This is a genomic window from Halotia branconii CENA392 (genome assembly GCF_029953635.1).
Taxonomy (GTDB): domain Bacteria; phylum Cyanobacteriota; class Cyanobacteriia; order Cyanobacteriales; family Nostocaceae; genus Halotia; species Halotia branconii.
In genome coordinates this window covers 1,744,950-1,762,193 of the sequence record NZ_CP124543.1, presented here as the reverse complement: position 1 = coordinate 1,762,193, position 17,244 = coordinate 1,744,950, and the positions used below count along the sequence as shown (strand labels likewise).

The 17,244-nt window shown below is 38.8% G+C and carries 14 protein-coding genes; 7 read left to right on the top strand and 7 right to left on the bottom strand.

The window, feature by feature from the left end; translation table 11 throughout:
- Nucleotides 1–203: 203 nt before the first annotated feature.
- Nucleotides 204–500 (bottom strand): hypothetical protein, encoded by a 297-nt coding sequence (locus QI031_RS07840; RefSeq protein WP_281484625.1) that lies wholly within the window; start codon nucleotides 498–500, stop codon nucleotides 204–206.
- Nucleotides 501–1,332: 832 nt separating this feature from the next.
- On the bottom strand, nucleotides 1,333–2,649 hold the full coding sequence (locus QI031_RS07835; protein ID WP_281484624.1) for a ParB/RepB/Spo0J family partition protein: 1,317 nt from the start codon (nucleotides 2,647–2,649) through the stop codon (nucleotides 1,333–1,335).
- 797 nt (nucleotides 2,650–3,446) lie between these two features.
- Between QI031_RS07835 and QI031_RS07830 the strand changes: the two genes are divergently transcribed.
- From QI031_RS07830 to QI031_RS07810, 5 genes are all read left to right on the top strand, one after another.
- Nucleotides 3,447–4,649, top strand: coding sequence for an ABC exporter membrane fusion protein (locus QI031_RS07830; protein ID WP_281484623.1), 1,203 nt, complete (start codon nucleotides 3,447–3,449; stop codon nucleotides 4,647–4,649).
- A gap of 183 nt (nucleotides 4,650–4,832) precedes the next feature.
- A complete protein-coding gene (devC, locus tag QI031_RS07825; RefSeq protein WP_281484622.1) occupies nucleotides 4,833–6,011 on the top strand; it encodes an ABC transporter permease DevC in 1,179 nt (392 codons plus the stop codon).
- Between the two features lie 41 nt (nucleotides 6,012–6,052).
- Nucleotides 6,053–7,045: an NAD-dependent epimerase/dehydratase family protein gene (locus QI031_RS07820; RefSeq protein WP_281484621.1), complete on the top strand. Its 993-nt coding sequence runs from the start codon at nucleotides 6,053–6,055 to the stop codon at nucleotides 7,043–7,045.
- A 49-nt stretch (nucleotides 7,046–7,094) separates the two neighbouring features.
- Nucleotides 7,095–8,066, top strand: coding sequence for a glycosyltransferase family 2 protein (locus QI031_RS07815; protein WP_281484620.1), 972 nt, complete (start codon nucleotides 7,095–7,097; stop codon nucleotides 8,064–8,066).
- Between the two features lie 209 nt (nucleotides 8,067–8,275).
- Nucleotides 8,276–8,743: a DUF2141 domain-containing protein gene (locus QI031_RS07810; RefSeq protein WP_281484619.1), complete on the top strand. Its 468-nt coding sequence runs from the start codon at nucleotides 8,276–8,278 to the stop codon at nucleotides 8,741–8,743.
- Nucleotides 8,744–8,947: 204 nt separating this feature from the next.
- Here QI031_RS07810 and QI031_RS07805 read toward each other — a convergent pair whose 3' ends face one another.
- The gene (locus QI031_RS07805; RefSeq protein WP_281484618.1) at nucleotides 8,948–9,097 is read right to left on the bottom strand and encodes a hypothetical protein; all 150 of its coding nucleotides are present in this window, start codon (nucleotides 9,095–9,097) and stop codon (nucleotides 8,948–8,950) included.
- Nucleotides 9,098–9,205: 108 nt separating this feature from the next.
- On the opposite strand from QI031_RS07805, the gene QI031_RS07800 reads away from it, so the two are divergent.
- Nucleotides 9,206–10,465 carry a glycosyltransferase family 2 protein gene (locus tag QI031_RS07800; protein ID WP_281484617.1) on the top strand — a complete coding sequence of 420 codons (1,260 nt, stop codon included), beginning with the start codon at nucleotides 9,206–9,208 and terminating at the stop codon, nucleotides 10,463–10,465.
- A 788-nt stretch (nucleotides 10,466–11,253) separates the two neighbouring features.
- Nucleotides 11,254–12,534: a glycosyltransferase gene (locus QI031_RS07795; protein ID WP_281484616.1), complete on the top strand. Its 1,281-nt coding sequence runs from the start codon at nucleotides 11,254–11,256 to the stop codon at nucleotides 12,532–12,534.
- 148 nt (nucleotides 12,535–12,682) lie between these two features.
- Here the strand turns inward: QI031_RS07795 and QI031_RS07790 are convergent, their stop codons facing one another.
- The 4 genes from QI031_RS07790 to mltA form a co-directional block, all read right to left on the bottom strand.
- Nucleotides 12,683–13,060, bottom strand: a complete 378-nt coding sequence (locus QI031_RS07790) for a hypothetical protein (RefSeq protein ID WP_281484615.1) — start codon at nucleotides 13,058–13,060, stop codon at nucleotides 12,683–12,685.
- Nucleotides 13,061–13,380: 320 nt separating this feature from the next.
- Nucleotides 13,381–14,253, bottom strand: a complete 873-nt coding sequence (locus QI031_RS07785; RefSeq protein WP_281484614.1) for a helix-turn-helix domain-containing protein — start codon at nucleotides 14,251–14,253, stop codon at nucleotides 13,381–13,383.
- A 246-nt stretch (nucleotides 14,254–14,499) separates the two neighbouring features.
- A complete protein-coding gene (locus QI031_RS07780) occupies nucleotides 14,500–15,708 on the bottom strand; it encodes a tetratricopeptide repeat protein (RefSeq protein WP_281485957.1) in 1,209 nt (402 codons plus the stop codon).
- Between the two features lie 247 nt (nucleotides 15,709–15,955).
- Complete coding sequence (gene mltA, locus QI031_RS07775; RefSeq protein ID WP_281484613.1) at nucleotides 15,956–17,206, bottom strand: murein transglycosylase A; 1,251 nt, start codon at nucleotides 17,204–17,206, stop codon at nucleotides 15,956–15,958.
- Between the last annotated feature and the right edge of the window lie 38 nt (nucleotides 17,207–17,244).

Genomic DNA, 17,244 nt, shown 5'->3' with positions numbered 1-17,244 from the left:
ATAGATACAATCCCAGAGTAATAATCAAAGCAGAAGGATAAAAATTAATACTTCACACTTCATCCTTGATCCTTCAAACAGCGCTCGACTCTTGATAATAAAAAAAGCAGAAAGCATTCGTGTCAGCGTTGCCACAAGCTAGGAAGAAGAAGGTACAAACCTCATTGCTTATGGGTGAAAAATCTCCTGCTCCCTGCCCCTGGTCACTGAGCGTAGCCGAAGTGCTGCTCCCCTGCTTTTTCATATTGTGGCAGCAAGTCGATGACGTTGTTAAAACTGGTAAAATAGTCTTGGAGCGCGTTAGCTGCTTGACCAGTAAATTCAGTCCATTCGTAATGATAAACTTCTGGAGTAATTGTATCCTGCTGGAACAATGGAAACTTAGGAGTAGCTATTAAGACAGAAACGCTTTTTTCTCCCAAACTAGTTTGATTATCTAGCCGAACCGCAGCAACGTAGCTGGTGTTAATGACAACGTTCTGTATCTTGATAAATGCCATAGCTAGTTTCAACGTCCAGGATAATGTATTTTATGGAATTTGACCAAGAAGAGTTGACAAGTTCGTTACAGAAAAGACATCATTTTTACTTGTAATTAGTTCATGTTTGTGAACAAATACTCAATCATTTGTAAGGTGATGTCAAGGCGGTTTTGGTTAGTTTTTGCGTTTTTATGCTCAATCAAATAACTAATTTTCCTTGCCGCTTTAAAACGTTTGAATTAATAAAAAGATTAGCATACTTCATAGAAACTAAATCATTTATTTAAAGTAATTTTAGAAAAAAACTGACTACTTGCTAATGAAAAGCGTTAATAAAATATCAAGTACAAGTATAATTCATGACTCTAAACCAGTAATCAACTCGATATTTAACTAGGACTGTGAAGTCAATTATTCTTTGATTTATCAAGCATGACAAATATATTGTTAAGAACATAGCAATTAAATAAATACACATATTAGAGTTATTAACTATCAGTAGTGGTTTCTCAGCAGAACATCATAATTAAACAATCCTATTTGATGAATTTTAAATATAAAATGCTCACAAGAAACAAGTAGTTATTTATAAAGCAAATCTTAATTTGTAAAATAGTGCGTTATAAACAACATCTTTTTTATCGGGCTACGCCCCGCTTCGCTAACACGCAAAGGCGCAAAGGCGCAAAGGAAGAAAGGTATGAGCTAAAGAAATGAAAATTACATATTTGACAAGCAAGTTACAGATTTGCAAGTAATTTTATGAGTCATAAATTAAAGATAAATACTCATATTTGCAAATATAAGTAAGCAAAGTAAGGAGAAAATAATAAATAACAATATCCATGACCTAATGAATCTTCTGTGCTTGCTTTCCAGTCCATTTTTGCCACCGTAAAATACCACGACTCACCAATTCGGGATGAGTATCTCCCATAAAACAGATACGTCCCATCCTTTCGCAAGCAACGAGAATTTCGCCGTGTCCCATAAATGGAGCAATAACGAAATTATTTTGACTGGTGTATAAATTGATCAAGTAATTGACAATACCCTCCACTCCTTCAATATTAATTGGTGTCTGTGGTTTAGCTATTGATTGGTGAGAAAAAATGCCTACGTAAAGATTACCCAAAATTAATTCATATTGAAAGGGCATCTGACTACGTCTGTAAAATTCATAAATGTTACCCTCAGAACGCAGCACAGCCACAATCCGCGCTTCATCTATTAAGTAATTATGCTCCCAGTTATGAGAAAGAGTAGCGATAGCCAGCGCTGCATTTGAAGGTAGTAAGTTACGAAATTGTTGACTTGCAGTATCGCCACAATACACCAAATGTCTACCGAGTATCCATTCTTCGTCAACTTTAACTAAAGCGATCGCAGTTTGTTCACTTGGCTGAGTTTGGCTTTTTTTGATAACTAATTTAGCTTCTCGTTGCGCCAAAGCACTTTTATGTGCTAACGTCTGTAACTCTTTTTGCTGATTCTGCAATTCAGCAATTAGTTGAGTTTGTCGCTCGGCTTCTTGAACGTCTCCTTGGGCTTGGGCTAACTCTAAAGACTTTTTTGCTGCTTCTGCCAAGGTACGCTCTTTACTACCAGCCCTAGCTATCTTTAATAGTGCTGTAGGACTGTCAGCGATCGTAGTACCCTTAATTATTCGTTTCACTTCTGGGTGAATGCCTTTAGCAATCTGCTTTCCATGCTGAAAGGTGCGCTCAGAGTATCCTACTTCTTTGGCAAACTCTAAAGTTCGCTTGGGAGGTGGTGAAATCATTTCACCACCTTTAAGGGTATGCTGATTATCACCAACTTTCGCCCTCAGCCCCATACGATCTAGAATTTGGTCTCGTTCTAACCATAGTTCCGAACGCTCCAACGGTTCTAGCTCGTTGCGAATTAAATTTTCGTCAATCTCCGCTAAACGAGATTGGTCAGAATCTTGATAGTTAACAACATTACACTCTACCACCTCAAGCCCTAACAGCTTACAGGCAGTCAACCGATGTAGCCCGGCAATCAAATTGTATTTTTGATCTACTGTAATTGGATTTAATAAACCATTAGTTTTAATTGACTCTTTTAACTCTTTAACTTTTTCGCCCTTAACTGGACGGCGGTTAAGACCAACTTGAATCTTATCTATAGGCACTCTAGGCATAATTATTATTTTTCAAAGCAGTCACTCAAAACACTAACAAGACGATTAAGATACACCTAATATATGCTCAATATTATAATTTGGCTGACAAACCAATGAGAATGTCTTATGGTACACAACTATGATTACAGCAATTGTTTAATAATATCAAAACTACTTGTAACGCTTCTCGCTAGGGGCTAGGAACTAGGGGCTAGGAACTAGGGGCTAGGAACTAGGGGCTAGGAACTAGGGGCTAGGAATTAGGGGCTAGGAATTAGGGCCTAGGAACTAGGAAAAGCAGGGGAGCAGAGGAGAATAATAATATCTATAGCTCCATGCCCCATGCCCCACTTGCCCAATACCCAATTCTAGTTGACAAAATAAAAGTCTTTTGCCATACTTGATTGCAGGTTTATCCAAATTTTTCCCAGTCATTTTTATTAACGCTTCGTTCTTCTTGAGATTTGAGCTTTCTAGTTAGCGATATCGTATTTTACGCTACTTGATTCGATGTCTAATTAGGGTAAAACTGAGAAAGTTTGGAGTGAAGTCACCATTAATTTTGTCGCCAAATTATTAATTTACGTTAGACGTAAAGGCACACAACAATTCATACAAAATCAATTAAACCAGTGAACAGTAACTGATAACTGTTAAACCCAACTATGTCTTTCGACTGAAAATTGATAACAGTTAACTGATAACTGTTAACTGTTAAACAGACTTTTTACCTTGTTCTATTTCAACTCGTCAATTCAAAGTTGCACTTTAGCCATCAAGGCTATTCCTTGGTATAGCATAATTGGAATGAAAATATGGCACTAAATAAGGAACGCCAGTTCTTTACAAAACCCCTAGGTCGGTGGCAGATAATTTTGGCAGCTTCTATTACTTTAGCTACCGGACTTTTATATTTGTCTCTTTTTCCCCCAACCAAGTTCCGTCCTCAAGTTGAAACTCCCCCAGCCAAACCTATACCAGTTACTCCTGCTAAAGTTGCTGTGACAGCCTTGGGACGTTTGCAACCTGATGGCGAAGTTACTACTTTATCTGCTCCCAGTTCGACCAATGGTGTTCGAGTCGAAAGACTGATGGTGCAAGAAGGAGAACAAGTAAAAAAAGGGCAAGTATTAGCGTATTTAGAAGATTATGCTCGTTCTACAGCTGCCTTACAACAAGCTTTAGATAAACTGCAAATTGCGAAAGCGAAATTAGCACAGGTGAAATCAGGGGCAAAATCGGGAGATATTGATGCTCAAAAAGCTGCGATCGCAAGTTTAGAGTCTCAATATAAAGGAGACATTGCTACTCAAGAAGCTACAATCAACCGTCTTCAGGCTGAAGTAGAAAATGCTCAGACTGAAAACAATCGATATCAGCAATTATACAGGCAAGGTGCGATCGCGGCTTCTGTAGCAGATACTAAAGCTTTGCAATTGAAAACTGCACAACAGCAATTAACAGAAGCCAAAGCAGCTCTCAACCGGACTCAAAGCACCTACCAAGACCAAACCAAAGAAGCTCAAGCCAAACTTAACAGTGTTAAAGAAGTGCGTAGCGTCGATGTTGAACTTGCACAAGCCGATGTTAAGAGTGCTGTAACTTCTATTAAACAAGCAAAAGCCGACCAGGAATTAACGTACATTAAGTCTCCTATAGATGGCAAAGTCCTCAAAATCCACGCTAGAACCGGAGAAGTAATTGACAGTACTGGATTCGCTGAAATCGGCAAGATATCTCAAATGTACGTGGTTGCAGAAGTATATCAAACCGATGTACAGAAAGTGCGTGTAGGTCAAAAAGCCATCATTACTAGCAGTGCATTTCCTGGAAAACTGCATGGAACCGTGCGTCAGATTGGTTGGCAAGTTGACAAACAAAACATCTTTAGTCTTAACCCCAGATCAGACACAGACCGCAGAATAGTCGAGGTAAAAATATCCATCGATAATTCCGCAGATAGTCAACGGGTAGCTCGTTTAACGAATTTGCAGGTTGATGTTGCCATTCAACTATAGTCATTGGTCAGTAGTCAGTAGTCAGTAGTGAGAAGCTATAGACCTCTTACATAAATGTTTCTTGATCATATAGATCTTTAGGCATTTTTGCAGCGTAGGCGTAATTCAGCAACGCCTAAAAAACAACTGACAACTGACAACTGACAACTAACAACTGACAACTAACAAATAACAATTTAATCCATGAATTTCAAAATTCCTTTGGCATGGCTACAACTAGCCCAGCAAAAAATTCGCTTTTTAGTAGCTATAGCTGGGATTGGTTTTATTGTTCTTTTGATGTTTGTGCAACTTGGTTTTCAAGATGCTCTTTATTCTAGTGCAACAGCAGTGCATCAAAGTCTTAGAGGTGAATTATTTTTAGTCAGTTCTCAATATAAATCTTTGACATCAAGTCAAAGTTTTTCGCGGACTCGATTATATCAAGCTTTGGGGTTTGATGGCGTAGAGTCAGTTAGCCCCATGTATTTGCAATTTGCTAAGTTAAAAAATCCTGTCTCTGGAGAGAAATATTCAATCTATGTGATTGGGTTTGATCCGGGCAGACCTGTAATGAATATACCTGAAGTTGAGCAGAATTTAGACAAACTCAAAATACCCGATGTCATGCTTTTTGACCGGGATTCTCGCCCAGAATTTGGCCCAATTGCTGCCAATTTTAACAAAGGAGATACCGAGCAAACAATTGAAATATTTCCCTTTGATGCCCAAATTGGTTACAGAGTGCGAGTCGGTGGCTTATTTAGCTTAGGGCCTTCCTTTGGTGTAGATGGCAATTTAATTGTCAGTGATTCAACGTTTCTGAGAATTAACCCCAACACCCGTCCCGCAGAGAAGATAGATATAGGTGTCATCTCCTTAGAACCAGGTGTTGATCCAGAAAACATTCTCAAAAATTTGAAAGCGAGTTTACCTAATGATGTGCAAATTTTTACTCGCCAACAATTTATTAATTTTGAGAAAAATTATTGGTCTTTAAGGACACCGATTGGTTTTATTCTAAACCTCATGTTGACGATGGCTTCTGCTGTGGGTGTAGTTATTGTCTATCAAATTCTTTACAGCAATATTGCCACTCAATTTATTGCTTATGCAACGCTCAAAGCGATTGGATATCCCAATACCTATTTATTAAAGGTGGTCTTTCAACAAGCATTAATCTTGGCATTACTAAGTTATATACCGGGGTTTCTATTTTCTGTGATTTTATATGACTTTGCCAGTGAAGCCACTAAATTACCCATCATGATGACTTTTAATAATGCATTAATTGTCTTAGTGTCGGCAGTTTTAATGTGTATGACTTCTGGCGCACTTGCTATCAATAAACTACGTTCCGCAGATCCGGCTGATATTTTCTAAAGAATAAAGTTTTATTGTTCACTCTTCATTCTTCATTTTCTATGAACCTCCAAAATAAAACCCTCCTAATCACTGGAATTGATGAATTTATCGGCTTGCGTGCAGCCGAGTTAGCCATAGCGCAGGGCATGAAGGTTCGTGGACTACAAAGTTCTAACAACCACAAAAAAATCCAACATTTGGGTATTGAGGTAATTGTTGGCGATATCACCAATCCTACTACTGCCCAAAAGGCTTGTCAGGGAGTAGACATTGTTTTACATACAGCGCAAGTTACCCAAGAGGGTGGGTCACTGAAGCATTTTCGAGAAGTTAATGTTAAGGGCGCAGTCAATATGGCGAAAGCTGCCAAAAATGCAGGAGTCAAAACTTTTGTGCATCTCTCTAGTGTGATGGTTTATGGTTTTAACTATCCTGATGATGTTAGCGAATCTGGGCCACTTGCTAGTGATAATAACCCTTACTGTCAGACAAAAATTGAAGCCGAAACAGAACTTTTACCTCTAAATAATCCACCAGATTTTGGTGTGATTATTATTCGAGCCGGAGATGTTTACGGCCCTGGAAGTATGCCTTGGATAGTCAAACCAATTTTGATGATGCGCCAAAAATTATTTGCTTATGCTAATGAAGGCAAAGGAGTAATGAATCATGTCTATATAGATAATTTAATCGATGGAATTTTTCTCGCGATCGCTAAAGAAACATACGGAGAAATTTTTAATATTACCGATGGACAAAACACCTCTTGGAAAGAGTATTTCATGCGTTTAGCCGCAATGGAAAACTTACCTGCACCTATGTCTTTACCAAAAGATGAAATGAAGTTATTTTTGCGACTGCGCTATCAAGGACAAAAACTTTTTCGCCAAAAAGCCGATATCCTCCCTGAGTCTGTAGATTTTATGACTCGTCCTTATACTTATTCGATTGCTAAAGCCCAAAGCCTGTTGGATTATAAACCAAAAATTGATTTGGAAGAAGGAATGAGGCTGACAAAAGAATGGATGCAACAAACTGATATCCAAAAGTAAAGTATTGATAAAATTGTCTACAAATTTCCCCAAAAGTTGTTTCCTTCCTATGAGTAACAATCAGCCACGGTTGAGTATTGGGTTGCCTGTATACAATGGTGAAAAATTTCTCAAAGAAGCCATAGATTCACTGTTAGCTCAGACATTTGAAGATTTTGAGCTAGTTATTTCAGATAATGCCTCTACAGACAAAACTGAGGAGATTTGTAGAGCCTACGTTAACCAAGACAAACGTATACGTTATTACCGTAATGAAAAAAACCTTGGTTGCGCTCGTAACTTTAATCGAGTTTTTGAATTATCTTCAGGCGAGTACTTTAAATGGGCTGCTTATGATGATTTACATGCTCCAGAGTTTATTAGCAAATGTATTGAAGTACTTGACCAAGACCCTGGCATAATCTTGTGCTATTCCCAAATATATTTCATTGATGAACATGGAAAGTTTCTTCAAAACTATGATATCCAACTTCAGGTAGATTCCCCAAAACCACACGAGCGTTTTCATGAATTACTGGCTAAAAATCTTTGTTATCAATCTTATGGAGTAGTCCGTGCCAGCGCTTTGAAAAAGATACCACCGATGGGTAGTTATGCTCTTGCTGATGGAATTTTATTGTTGAGGCTTGGTATACTTGGTCGATTTTACGAAATTCCTGAATATCTATTTTTTGCCAGATATCATCCACAACAATCAATGAGCATGTTTATCTCCAATAATTACCTGTCATTTATTAACAAAAAACCCACAGAATCATTAAAAACACTTCCTGATTTTTATGCATATTCTATCTGGTTTGACTCAGCAAATGAAGGAAAAATTTTATTACCACATTGGAGAGTTTTATGGGAATATACAATCACAATATGGCTGTTTGAACTAAGTTTGTATGAGCGATTACGTTGTCATCTCAATCTATATATACAATTGAAAGGTACAGAGTACCTGTTAATGAAAGACTTGCTAAGAGTATTTAAAACACTTTGGCAACGTCGTTGGCAGATAGCATCAGTTAAATAAGGACATGTCCTTAAAACTGGGCAAACTAGTTTTTTTAAGATCAATCTTTTGTAAGATTGCCCTGATTCATTGGCTACTGAAAATTTGAAAGCCAATGCTAAGGAGTTGAGGTCAAGTTTTTACTAAAAGTTAGGTGCATCGCATATTTGTCAAATTGGTATTAAGTATCAATGCCAAAACAAAAATCACCTGTTGATAACTAATAAATCATGCTGAAAATAGCTCATTTTTCTCGTTTTCTATTGACTACTTTATTAAGTATCAGTTGTACTGGCATTGCACATGCCGAGCCTACCACAAAGCTAACTATTTTAGTGGGTGGTATACGTCACCAAAAAGGTGAGATTTGTTTGAGAGTATATTCTAGTGAAAAAGGCTTTCCGATGAGTGATACTAGTGAAGTCCAAAGTGGCTGCACTAAAATTACAGGTTCGTCTGTAAGAAAAGATTTCTATGGCTTGAAATCTGGTAATTATGCTGTGGCTGTAGTTGATGACCAAAACGGCAATAAGAAACTTGACACAGATTTCTTTGGTATTCCTACAGAAGGTTTTGGTATTTCCAATAATCCGACTGTATCAATCACAACGGGAACACCAAAGTTTAGCAAGTCGAGTTTTTCAATGACTAAAAGTACAACAGTTAACATTTTCATGAAATACTCACTCGACCCCTAAAAGATAGCAGGGGAGCAGGGAGCAGGGAGCAGGGAGCAGGGAGCAGGGGAGCAGCACTTCGACTACACTCAGTGATTGGGGCAGAGGGGCAGAGGAAGGAAGGCAGCAGGGAGCAGGGGGAAAGGAGAAAGATTAAAGATTAGGTACACATCTTTAAATTCAAGGCATTTTCTTAACTCACCGATTGCTGAGTTTCGACTACGCTCAACTGCCGCGTAGCCGAAGTGCTGCACCCCGCACCCCGAAGTTGCTCCACTTGGGGAGACACGCCAGTTCCTTCAAGTCGGGAAACCCGCCCAACGGACTGGCTCCCCAAGACCGCACTTCTCTTCTGCCCCAATTCCTCTTCTTCATTCCCCTCTGCACCCTGCACCCTGCCCCAATTCCTCTTTCTTATGCCCCATGCCCCATATCGGTTATCGGTATTACACAAAGCCAAATTTGCCGGAGACTATAGATTTCATGAAAGAGTTAGCGATATTTTTGTCTAAGTCTTTGCTGGGTTGGCTGGGTATTCAGGCGTGTATTACATTAGCTTTTTTATTGTATCTGCGATCGCGCCCCAAAAAGTCACTACCTGATGAGCAGTTACCTAAAACAGCAGTGGTTCTTTGCCTACGTGGAGCAGATCCATATCTATCCAACTGCTTGCAAGCACTCTTAAAGCAGAATTACCCACAATACGATTTAAAACTGATCATCGATAGCCAAGAAGATCCTGCTTGGCAAATTGCTAGCGATACCATCAATAAACTAGCAGTCACTAACGTCCAAATCAGTCATTTGAGAATTATCCGCCACAATTGCAGTCTCAAATGTAGTGCCTTAGTGCAAGCTATTTCAGACTTGGATGATACCTACAAGGTAGTTGCTTTAGTGGATGCCGATACTGTAGTCCATCCGAACTGGTTGCGTGAATTAGTTAGTCCTTTAACTAACCCCAAAGTCGGGGCGACAACAGGTAATCGTTGGTATGTACCAACAGGTAATTATTGGGGTTCTTTAGTACGGTACGCTGGTAATGTCTCTACTATTGTGCAGATGTATTTATTTGGTGTTCCTTGGGGCGGGACTTTAGCAATAAAAACAGAAGTACTGCACCAAACAGAATTACTAGATAAATGGGGGCAAGCCTTTGGCGAAGATATGATGATGCACAATGTTCTCAAAAAACATCAGATGCAGATCAAGTTTGTGCCTTCTCTAGTGATGTTGAATCGTGAAGAATGTGATTTACTGGGCTTACTAGACTATCTCAAGCGCCTTGTACTTTATTCTCGGTTGTATCATCCCCGTTGGTTAGCTTTAGTAAGTGAAGCTGTTTCTAGCATCCTGTTTCCTACTATGGCTATATTGGTGTTTCTAATATCGTTAGGGGATGCCCAATGGGAAGCGGCTGGTCTATTACTTGCCTCCTACAGCATTTATACTCTAGGATTACTTGTACTAATGCTGATGGTAGAACAAGGAGTACAACGAGTAGTTTCTGCCCAAGGTCAGCCAGTCACTAAATTGTCAGTTGCAACGGTAGTGAAAATGTTGCTAGCAATTCCCCTAACACAGTGGGTATATGGCTTAGCAATGCTATCGTCTATTTGGATCTCTACAGTTAAATGGCGCGGCATAATCTATCGCATTCAAGGACCCTGGAATATCCGACTGGTTGAATACCATCCTTATGATTTGTTGGATCAACCTGTTGATAGCAAAGTTTCTCTTTGATCTCAATAAGTACTTCGTTAACTATGAACTACATCCCAAGTTTTGGCGTTGTATAAATGCGGGATGAACACAGATGTTTGACCAAGACTCAAGATTGATTTTCCACGCCTTTGCGCCTACTTTCCGGGTTCCGCCTTAGTGGTATGCGCGAAACACAACTCATCCCATCAATCGACAACGCCCAAGTTTTGATCATGTTGGGTTGCGCTACGCTTAACCCAACCTACTGTTTTCTTAACTACAGTATTAAGCATTCTACAACTATATCCAGTAATTATATTATTTGATGGCTAATAAGTTCAGATTAGCCAGAACCTCAGCTTCGATCAAAATACAGTTTAGTTATAAAGATGTATTTGGATTATAGCAAGGGTTTAAAGAAATATTTAAAGGGGAATTGCGGCTAAATAGTTTGATGTTTTGCAAGTTTTGGAATCAAGATGAGAAACATACACTCGCTAATCTAGAGTTGAAATCATTGGTCAATGCGTAAGTCCTAAATCTAGCCTTGTCAAGATAAGTAAAGTCCCAAAAAACTTACTTAGTTTTGGACTTTTCATCTTGGTGTCTTTGTGTCTTAGTGGTTAAAAAGCTAATTTTTCTCTAAGACACTAAGAAAAACCTTGACAAAGATAGTCCTAAATCCAACTGTATTATTGGGAATAGCTGGGTATATTTTCCATCACCAGCAGTTCATAATTGATACAGAAATCAGGATTTTCATGAAAGATTTGCTGCGTAAGTCCTAAATTGCCAACCAGCATTTTCATGAAAGATTTCCTCAAATTATGAAAAAACAATCACTTCGCATTGCAATTATGACAGGAGTGTATGCTCCGTTTTTATCAGGGGTAGGAGTTGCAGTACATCAACGAGTCCGCTGGTTGTTACAGCAAGGACATGAAGTATTTCTCATCCATCCAGAAATTAACGCCAAATTTCCTCAAGAAGTGCGCGATCGCCGTGTACCTGGACTGGCAGAATTAAAGTTATATCCCAACTTTTCTGCCTATGCATATCCCACAAAACCTCTGCTTTTTTACAAGTCTCTCCCCGAACCATTACACCATCGGCATTGGGATGATACAGAATTACTGTTAGATTTTCAGCCTGATGTTGTGGTAGTAGAAGAAGCACCTGCAATGAGAGGTTTCTACTCACTTTTCCTCCAGGGTTATGGTCGTCCTGTGGGAGCTGAATATGGTAAGCGCACAGGTACACCCATTATCTCTGTTTTCCATACTGATATCGTTGCTTATATTCGATATTACTTGGGAGATTACTTGTTTGGCTTTCTTCGCCCCATTTTGCCAATTTTTATCAAGCAGTTTAGTGAGTCTTACGACGCTAATTTCTTTTCTTCTAAAGAACAGCTTGCTAAATATACAAGTCTGAAATCTCAACGCAGTGAATACGTTCCTTATCAAGGTATTGATTGCGATAAATTTCATCCGCAAAATATCTGTTATGACCCGATTCCCGATGACCATCGACCGACTATTTTATTTGTCGGACGTGTGACTGCGGAAAAAAATGTTGACCAACTTCTAGATGCATACCCGTTAATTGCTGCCAAAATTCCTGACGTGCATTTAGTCATTGTTGGTAGTGGACCTTTAGATGAAGAAATTCGGCGGCGCGCCCAACAATTTGCATCCGGTGTGACGATTTGGGGTGAGTCCCACGGTACAGAATTACTGGGTTGGTTTGCACGAGCCGATGTATTTGTTAACCCCTCTGTTACAGAAAACTTCTGCACCACAAATAACGAAGCTTTAGCTTCTGGAACTCCTGTAGTGGCGGTGATTGCCCCCTCGACTTCTGAACAAGTATTTCCTGGTCGTAATGGCTTTTTAGCTAAACCCAATAACCCCACAGATTTTGCTCAAAAGGTAATTGAAATTCTAGAAAATCCCGACCTTAAAGCAGATTTAACTCGTCATGCTCGTCCATCTATTCTAGAATTTGACTGGTCGGCATGTATGACCAAGTTTGAAGACAAACTCTACCAACTGATAGATGCATCTGAATCGATAGATGTAACAGTAGGGTTAACAAGAAGTATGTAAAAGGCAGGGTGTGGGTATTTTGTTCTTCTAAATACCCCACACCTGCTTTTAAGAGTGTAATAAATAACACTTTAGTTACAATTATTTACTATCACTCTTTTTTTGGAGATTTTATTTTTCGGGAAATCCCTAAAATAGTGAAAAAAGATTAGATTAGACAAATGAGGTACATCCGTACTAAACGGTTTTCATTATCTGTATTTTTATAACGTAATGTCCATTGTCTAGTTGTACTAGGATAACTAGCTATCAGAGTAAGTCCATCGTTTCCTACTAAGTTACCAGATGTCTGAAACCCACCTCCTACAACATAACCAGAAGGACAAGTGTAAGTTTGATAATAATATGATCCTGGTGCAGCATTAAGGTAAGGAGTGGTGTAATACTTAATATCTGTGACTGAACCTGTACTTGCTCCTGGAGAATACACTTCAGTAACCTGGGCTGATGCACCTGATGCAAGTAAAACATTGGATGCCAATACACTAAAGAAAGTGGTTGCGATAGATAAAAGATTGAATTTCATTTTCTATTCCTCAGCTTACGTTTCAATTGAGTTGCAAAGTGACTTTTTATTTGTCGCTGCGTCAAATTAATGTCATTGAGGGTGTAAAGTTTGCACTCAAAGAGCATTAAGCATAAGAAGTAGCACCGAGAATTTATAAGCTATATCAACACGGCTTTGTTGCAAGCCTAAAGTGGATAAGCCTTAACTCGACGACACAAATTTGTCTCAACGTCGTTTAATTGGTCACTGTACATTTGCTTCACAAATTGGTATTACTTAGGGTTACAAAAACTACACTTACATGTCTTGCACATTCTTATCGTTTTTGCCTAATCTTGCTATCGATTGGTTAAGGTTTTCGGTGTAACCCCAGTTAGGCGTTTGAAATGACGATTGAGATGACTTTGATGAGAAAAGCCACAGGCTAAAGCAATATCGGCAATACTCATCTCACCTTGCAATAATAATTGCTTTGCCCGTTCTACTCGTTGTTGAATCACATATTGATGTAAGGTAAGACCTGTAGATTGCTTGAATAATCGGCAAAAGTAATAGCAGCTAATACCAACATAATTAGCGATCGCATTAAGAGAAATTTCTTGTGCTAAATGATCATGAATATAGTCAACTACTTGTTTTAGCTTTTGCAGAGGTAAACCTCCTGCATACTCCTGTATAGAAGATTTTTGAGTTGAGTAGTTTTGCAAAAGATGGACAGCCAAAAAAGTTGCGGCTGATTCAGCATACATACAACTATCTAAGCCATTGGTTTTAAGTTGTGCTTTCAGTCCTAATCCAATTTGGTAAATAAGTGCATCTTGAGTGATCAGGTGCGGTAATATTTCATACTCATCTGTGTCCAATAATTCTATAGAATTACGAGTTAATAATTCATGCTCTAAACTGAGCCAAAGAATATTAGCATCTTTATCCCAATAGATGCTTTGGGAAGTATGCATTGGACAAAGCGCCACAGCACCTGTAAACATTATTCCTGTTTGCAGATGCCTATCCAAAGTTCGTTCTACCTTAAAACTCTGACCAAGATTAATTGTAATGACAAATTGTTTAAGAGAATACTCAGGAGTCTCCCCAAATGGTAACTGAAGGTGTTCCAAACCAATTCCTTTCCAAGTTGTCCAACTGCTCGAAAGTAAAGATGGATAAGGAAAAAGCTGTGAAATTGCTTTATAGTGTTGTTGAAAACTCATTAAATAATCTCCAGACGGAAGAATTGTGTCATGAGGAAATACAACTACTATTTAGATAATTTCGTAAAGATTTGATGAACTTATCTTATTTAGAGACAGAAGAGACCCTTGACTGTTTTATTGGTATATAACCATTAATTTGAAGGCTAAAAAAAGCAGGGGGCAGGGGGCAGGGAGAGAAAGAGTTTAAGCCTTATTTACTTTTATTTACATAGTTTAATTTTATTTCACCGACTTACTTAGTATTTATTTTGGTAGCTTTTCAATTTGCTGATTAAAATATGACTCTTCAAGCTTCAATTGTTTTGCTAATTCTAATCCTTTTTTAAATGCAGTTTGGGCTTGAGGATAATCTTTGCGTTCTACATATATTTGCCCAATTTGATCGTAAGCTTGCATTACCCCGTAAAAATTGACAGCTCGCTCTTGTGTTTCTACAAGAATTTGGCTAGTTTGTAAAGCTTCTTCTGTTTGTCCTTGAGAACGATATAGCGCGATTAACTTTTGCAAAGCTTCGCCAGCACGAGCGTACTGCTGTAATTGCCATGAGGTATTATAAGCTTCTTGATAATTATTGAAAGCTTCTCGCAGTAAATTAGGATTTGTCTTTCCTAATGATTGATAACTTGAGCCGATCGCTAGTTTTAATTCGGGTATTTCAGTAAGATTATTTTCATTTGTGTAAATTGCTGCAAGCTTATTTAATATATTTATTCTTTGCTGCGGTTGCTTTGACTGTTCGTAAATATAAGCTAGCTGTTGTAAGTATGCTAGCTGATTTAAGCGATCGCCTGAATCTAAACTTAACAATTCCTCGTAGACAGTGGCAGCTTGGGGATAATCAAACCAAGCTAAATGTAGTTCTCCAATTGTCTTGAGAGTTTGTACTACTGCGGCTGTATCTTGTTGCTGACGTTCTACTGCTAAAACTTGGTTATAAACCTCCAAAGCAGGTTGAGGCGATCGCACTTTTTGGTAAGCTTCACCTAGCGATCGCAAAAGTGGGATATCAACAGCTTTTTGAGATTGTGTCTGTTTTTGAATCGCTTGCAATCGCTGAGTAATATATTGTACCTCTTGGCGATCGCTTTCATTCCAGGCGATCGCACCAACCCGCGACAATGCTTGTACTTCTGCCAAAGAACCTAAAAAGCGTCGCAAGCGTAGTTCCCGGTTCCAAATTTCAAACGCTGCTACCTTATTTCCTGCTTGCAATTTTGCCGCCGCGTCTTGATTTAATAAATCTAGCGCTACCGCCAATCTTTGCTGTTCCTGGAGAGTTAACGGCTGTTTATTCGTTAAATTTGGCAGCAGTGGATCAGGTGTAGTAATTTCTAAGGGGCTAGGAGGAAATTTATCAGCTTGTTGAGGATCTTGATCTTTAGTCTCTGCCAGTGTCAAGGAACCGCTAAACAGGATAACCGCAGTGATAGTAAGACTTAAGCGCCGTAGCATAGGTATTTTGCCTAAAATAACTCGCATGGGAAATTGGTCATTAGTAATTACTTATAGCAATCCTATTTGATTTATGAAAACCTAGTAGTACACCAAGTCATCTTTGCATAATGAACGGCAGGGGTGGCAGGGGTGGTAAAAGCCTGATTGAATAACAATTCTTGCTCCCCCTGCTCCTTCTCTCCCCCTGCTCCCCCTGCTCGACCTACATGGCAATTTTGGGTTGGTAAACTACTAGAGGTTCGGTTTAATTTTTGGGCTGAAGCAGTAAGTAGTATAACTGTCCATTGCTGACTGTAACACCAGCGCGATCGCCTGCCAATTTACCAGTACCTAAAAAGTAATCTACCCTACCGGCACCTTGAATAGCGCCTCCTGTATCTTGATCAAGTACATAACGACTAACGATGCGATGTTCTAGCTGATTATTCGTCTTGGCAAAGGGAATAGCAGCTCGAATCAACGCTAAAGCGCCAGGAGGCATCAAAGATTTATCTGTAGCAATAGAACGCTCTGCTGTAAGTGGTACATTAATTGAACCTTGTGCTGGCTCACCGTGGTTTTCTTGAAAAAACACAAAACTAGGATCGCGGGGGATATAAATATTTAATGCTTGGGGATGCTTGTGAAAATAGTCAAGGATAATAGGCATAGTCATACCTTCTAGGGGTAATTTGCCATCATTTGCCAATTCTCGACCAATACTTTTGTAGTTATAGGCGGTATCACCAGCGTAGCCGATTGTGGTTTGGTTGCCGTCAGTTAATTGTAATCGAGCAGAACCTTGTATTTGTGCTAAATATGGTTCTAGGCGATCGCGAAACCAAAACAACTCTAATCCTCGTAATTTACCTTTTGTACCTTGCAAACCGTCTGCTCCTTCTAAATCCAGACGTGTAGGATGAGGTCGATTCCATGATTTTAAATCGGGAGGTAATCGATAAACGGGATAGCGGTATTCGCTTGTAGGAAAGCGGCTAGCAAAATAAAGAGGTTCGTAATAAGCGGTGAACAAAACCCCACCTTTTTGGTCTTTACCAACTGATTGGTAAAAAACAAATTCTTTTTCTATGGCTGCATGTAGTTCTGTGGCAGAATTAGTTGTTAGGATTAATTCGCGAAATCTTTTTAAACTATTAATGACGCGATCGCGTGTAATATCAGCCACCTGATACTTTTGATAAGCTTTAGTAGCTTTATCTGTTTGTAAATATTGCAGACTACGATCAATTGCAACAATTAAGCTTTTTTTAGAAAGTTTTTCTTCATAAATAACTTCATCTAAACAAGATAGATCATCTTGACAACAAGTAATTGGTAATCTCTGGATAAGTAATTGATTTGGGATGTTTATTTGATCGGCAACTGGTACATCCCACTTTTTGACTCGACATTCTGGTGGACTAAGTGCTAGATGTCCTAAAGGTTGGATACGGATGAGAAAAACTGATAAAATTACAGTTAGACTAATACTGATAAATACAAGTTTTTTAGTCATGGAAAAAATCTTGAATTTTTATCCTTTAATGCTTAATC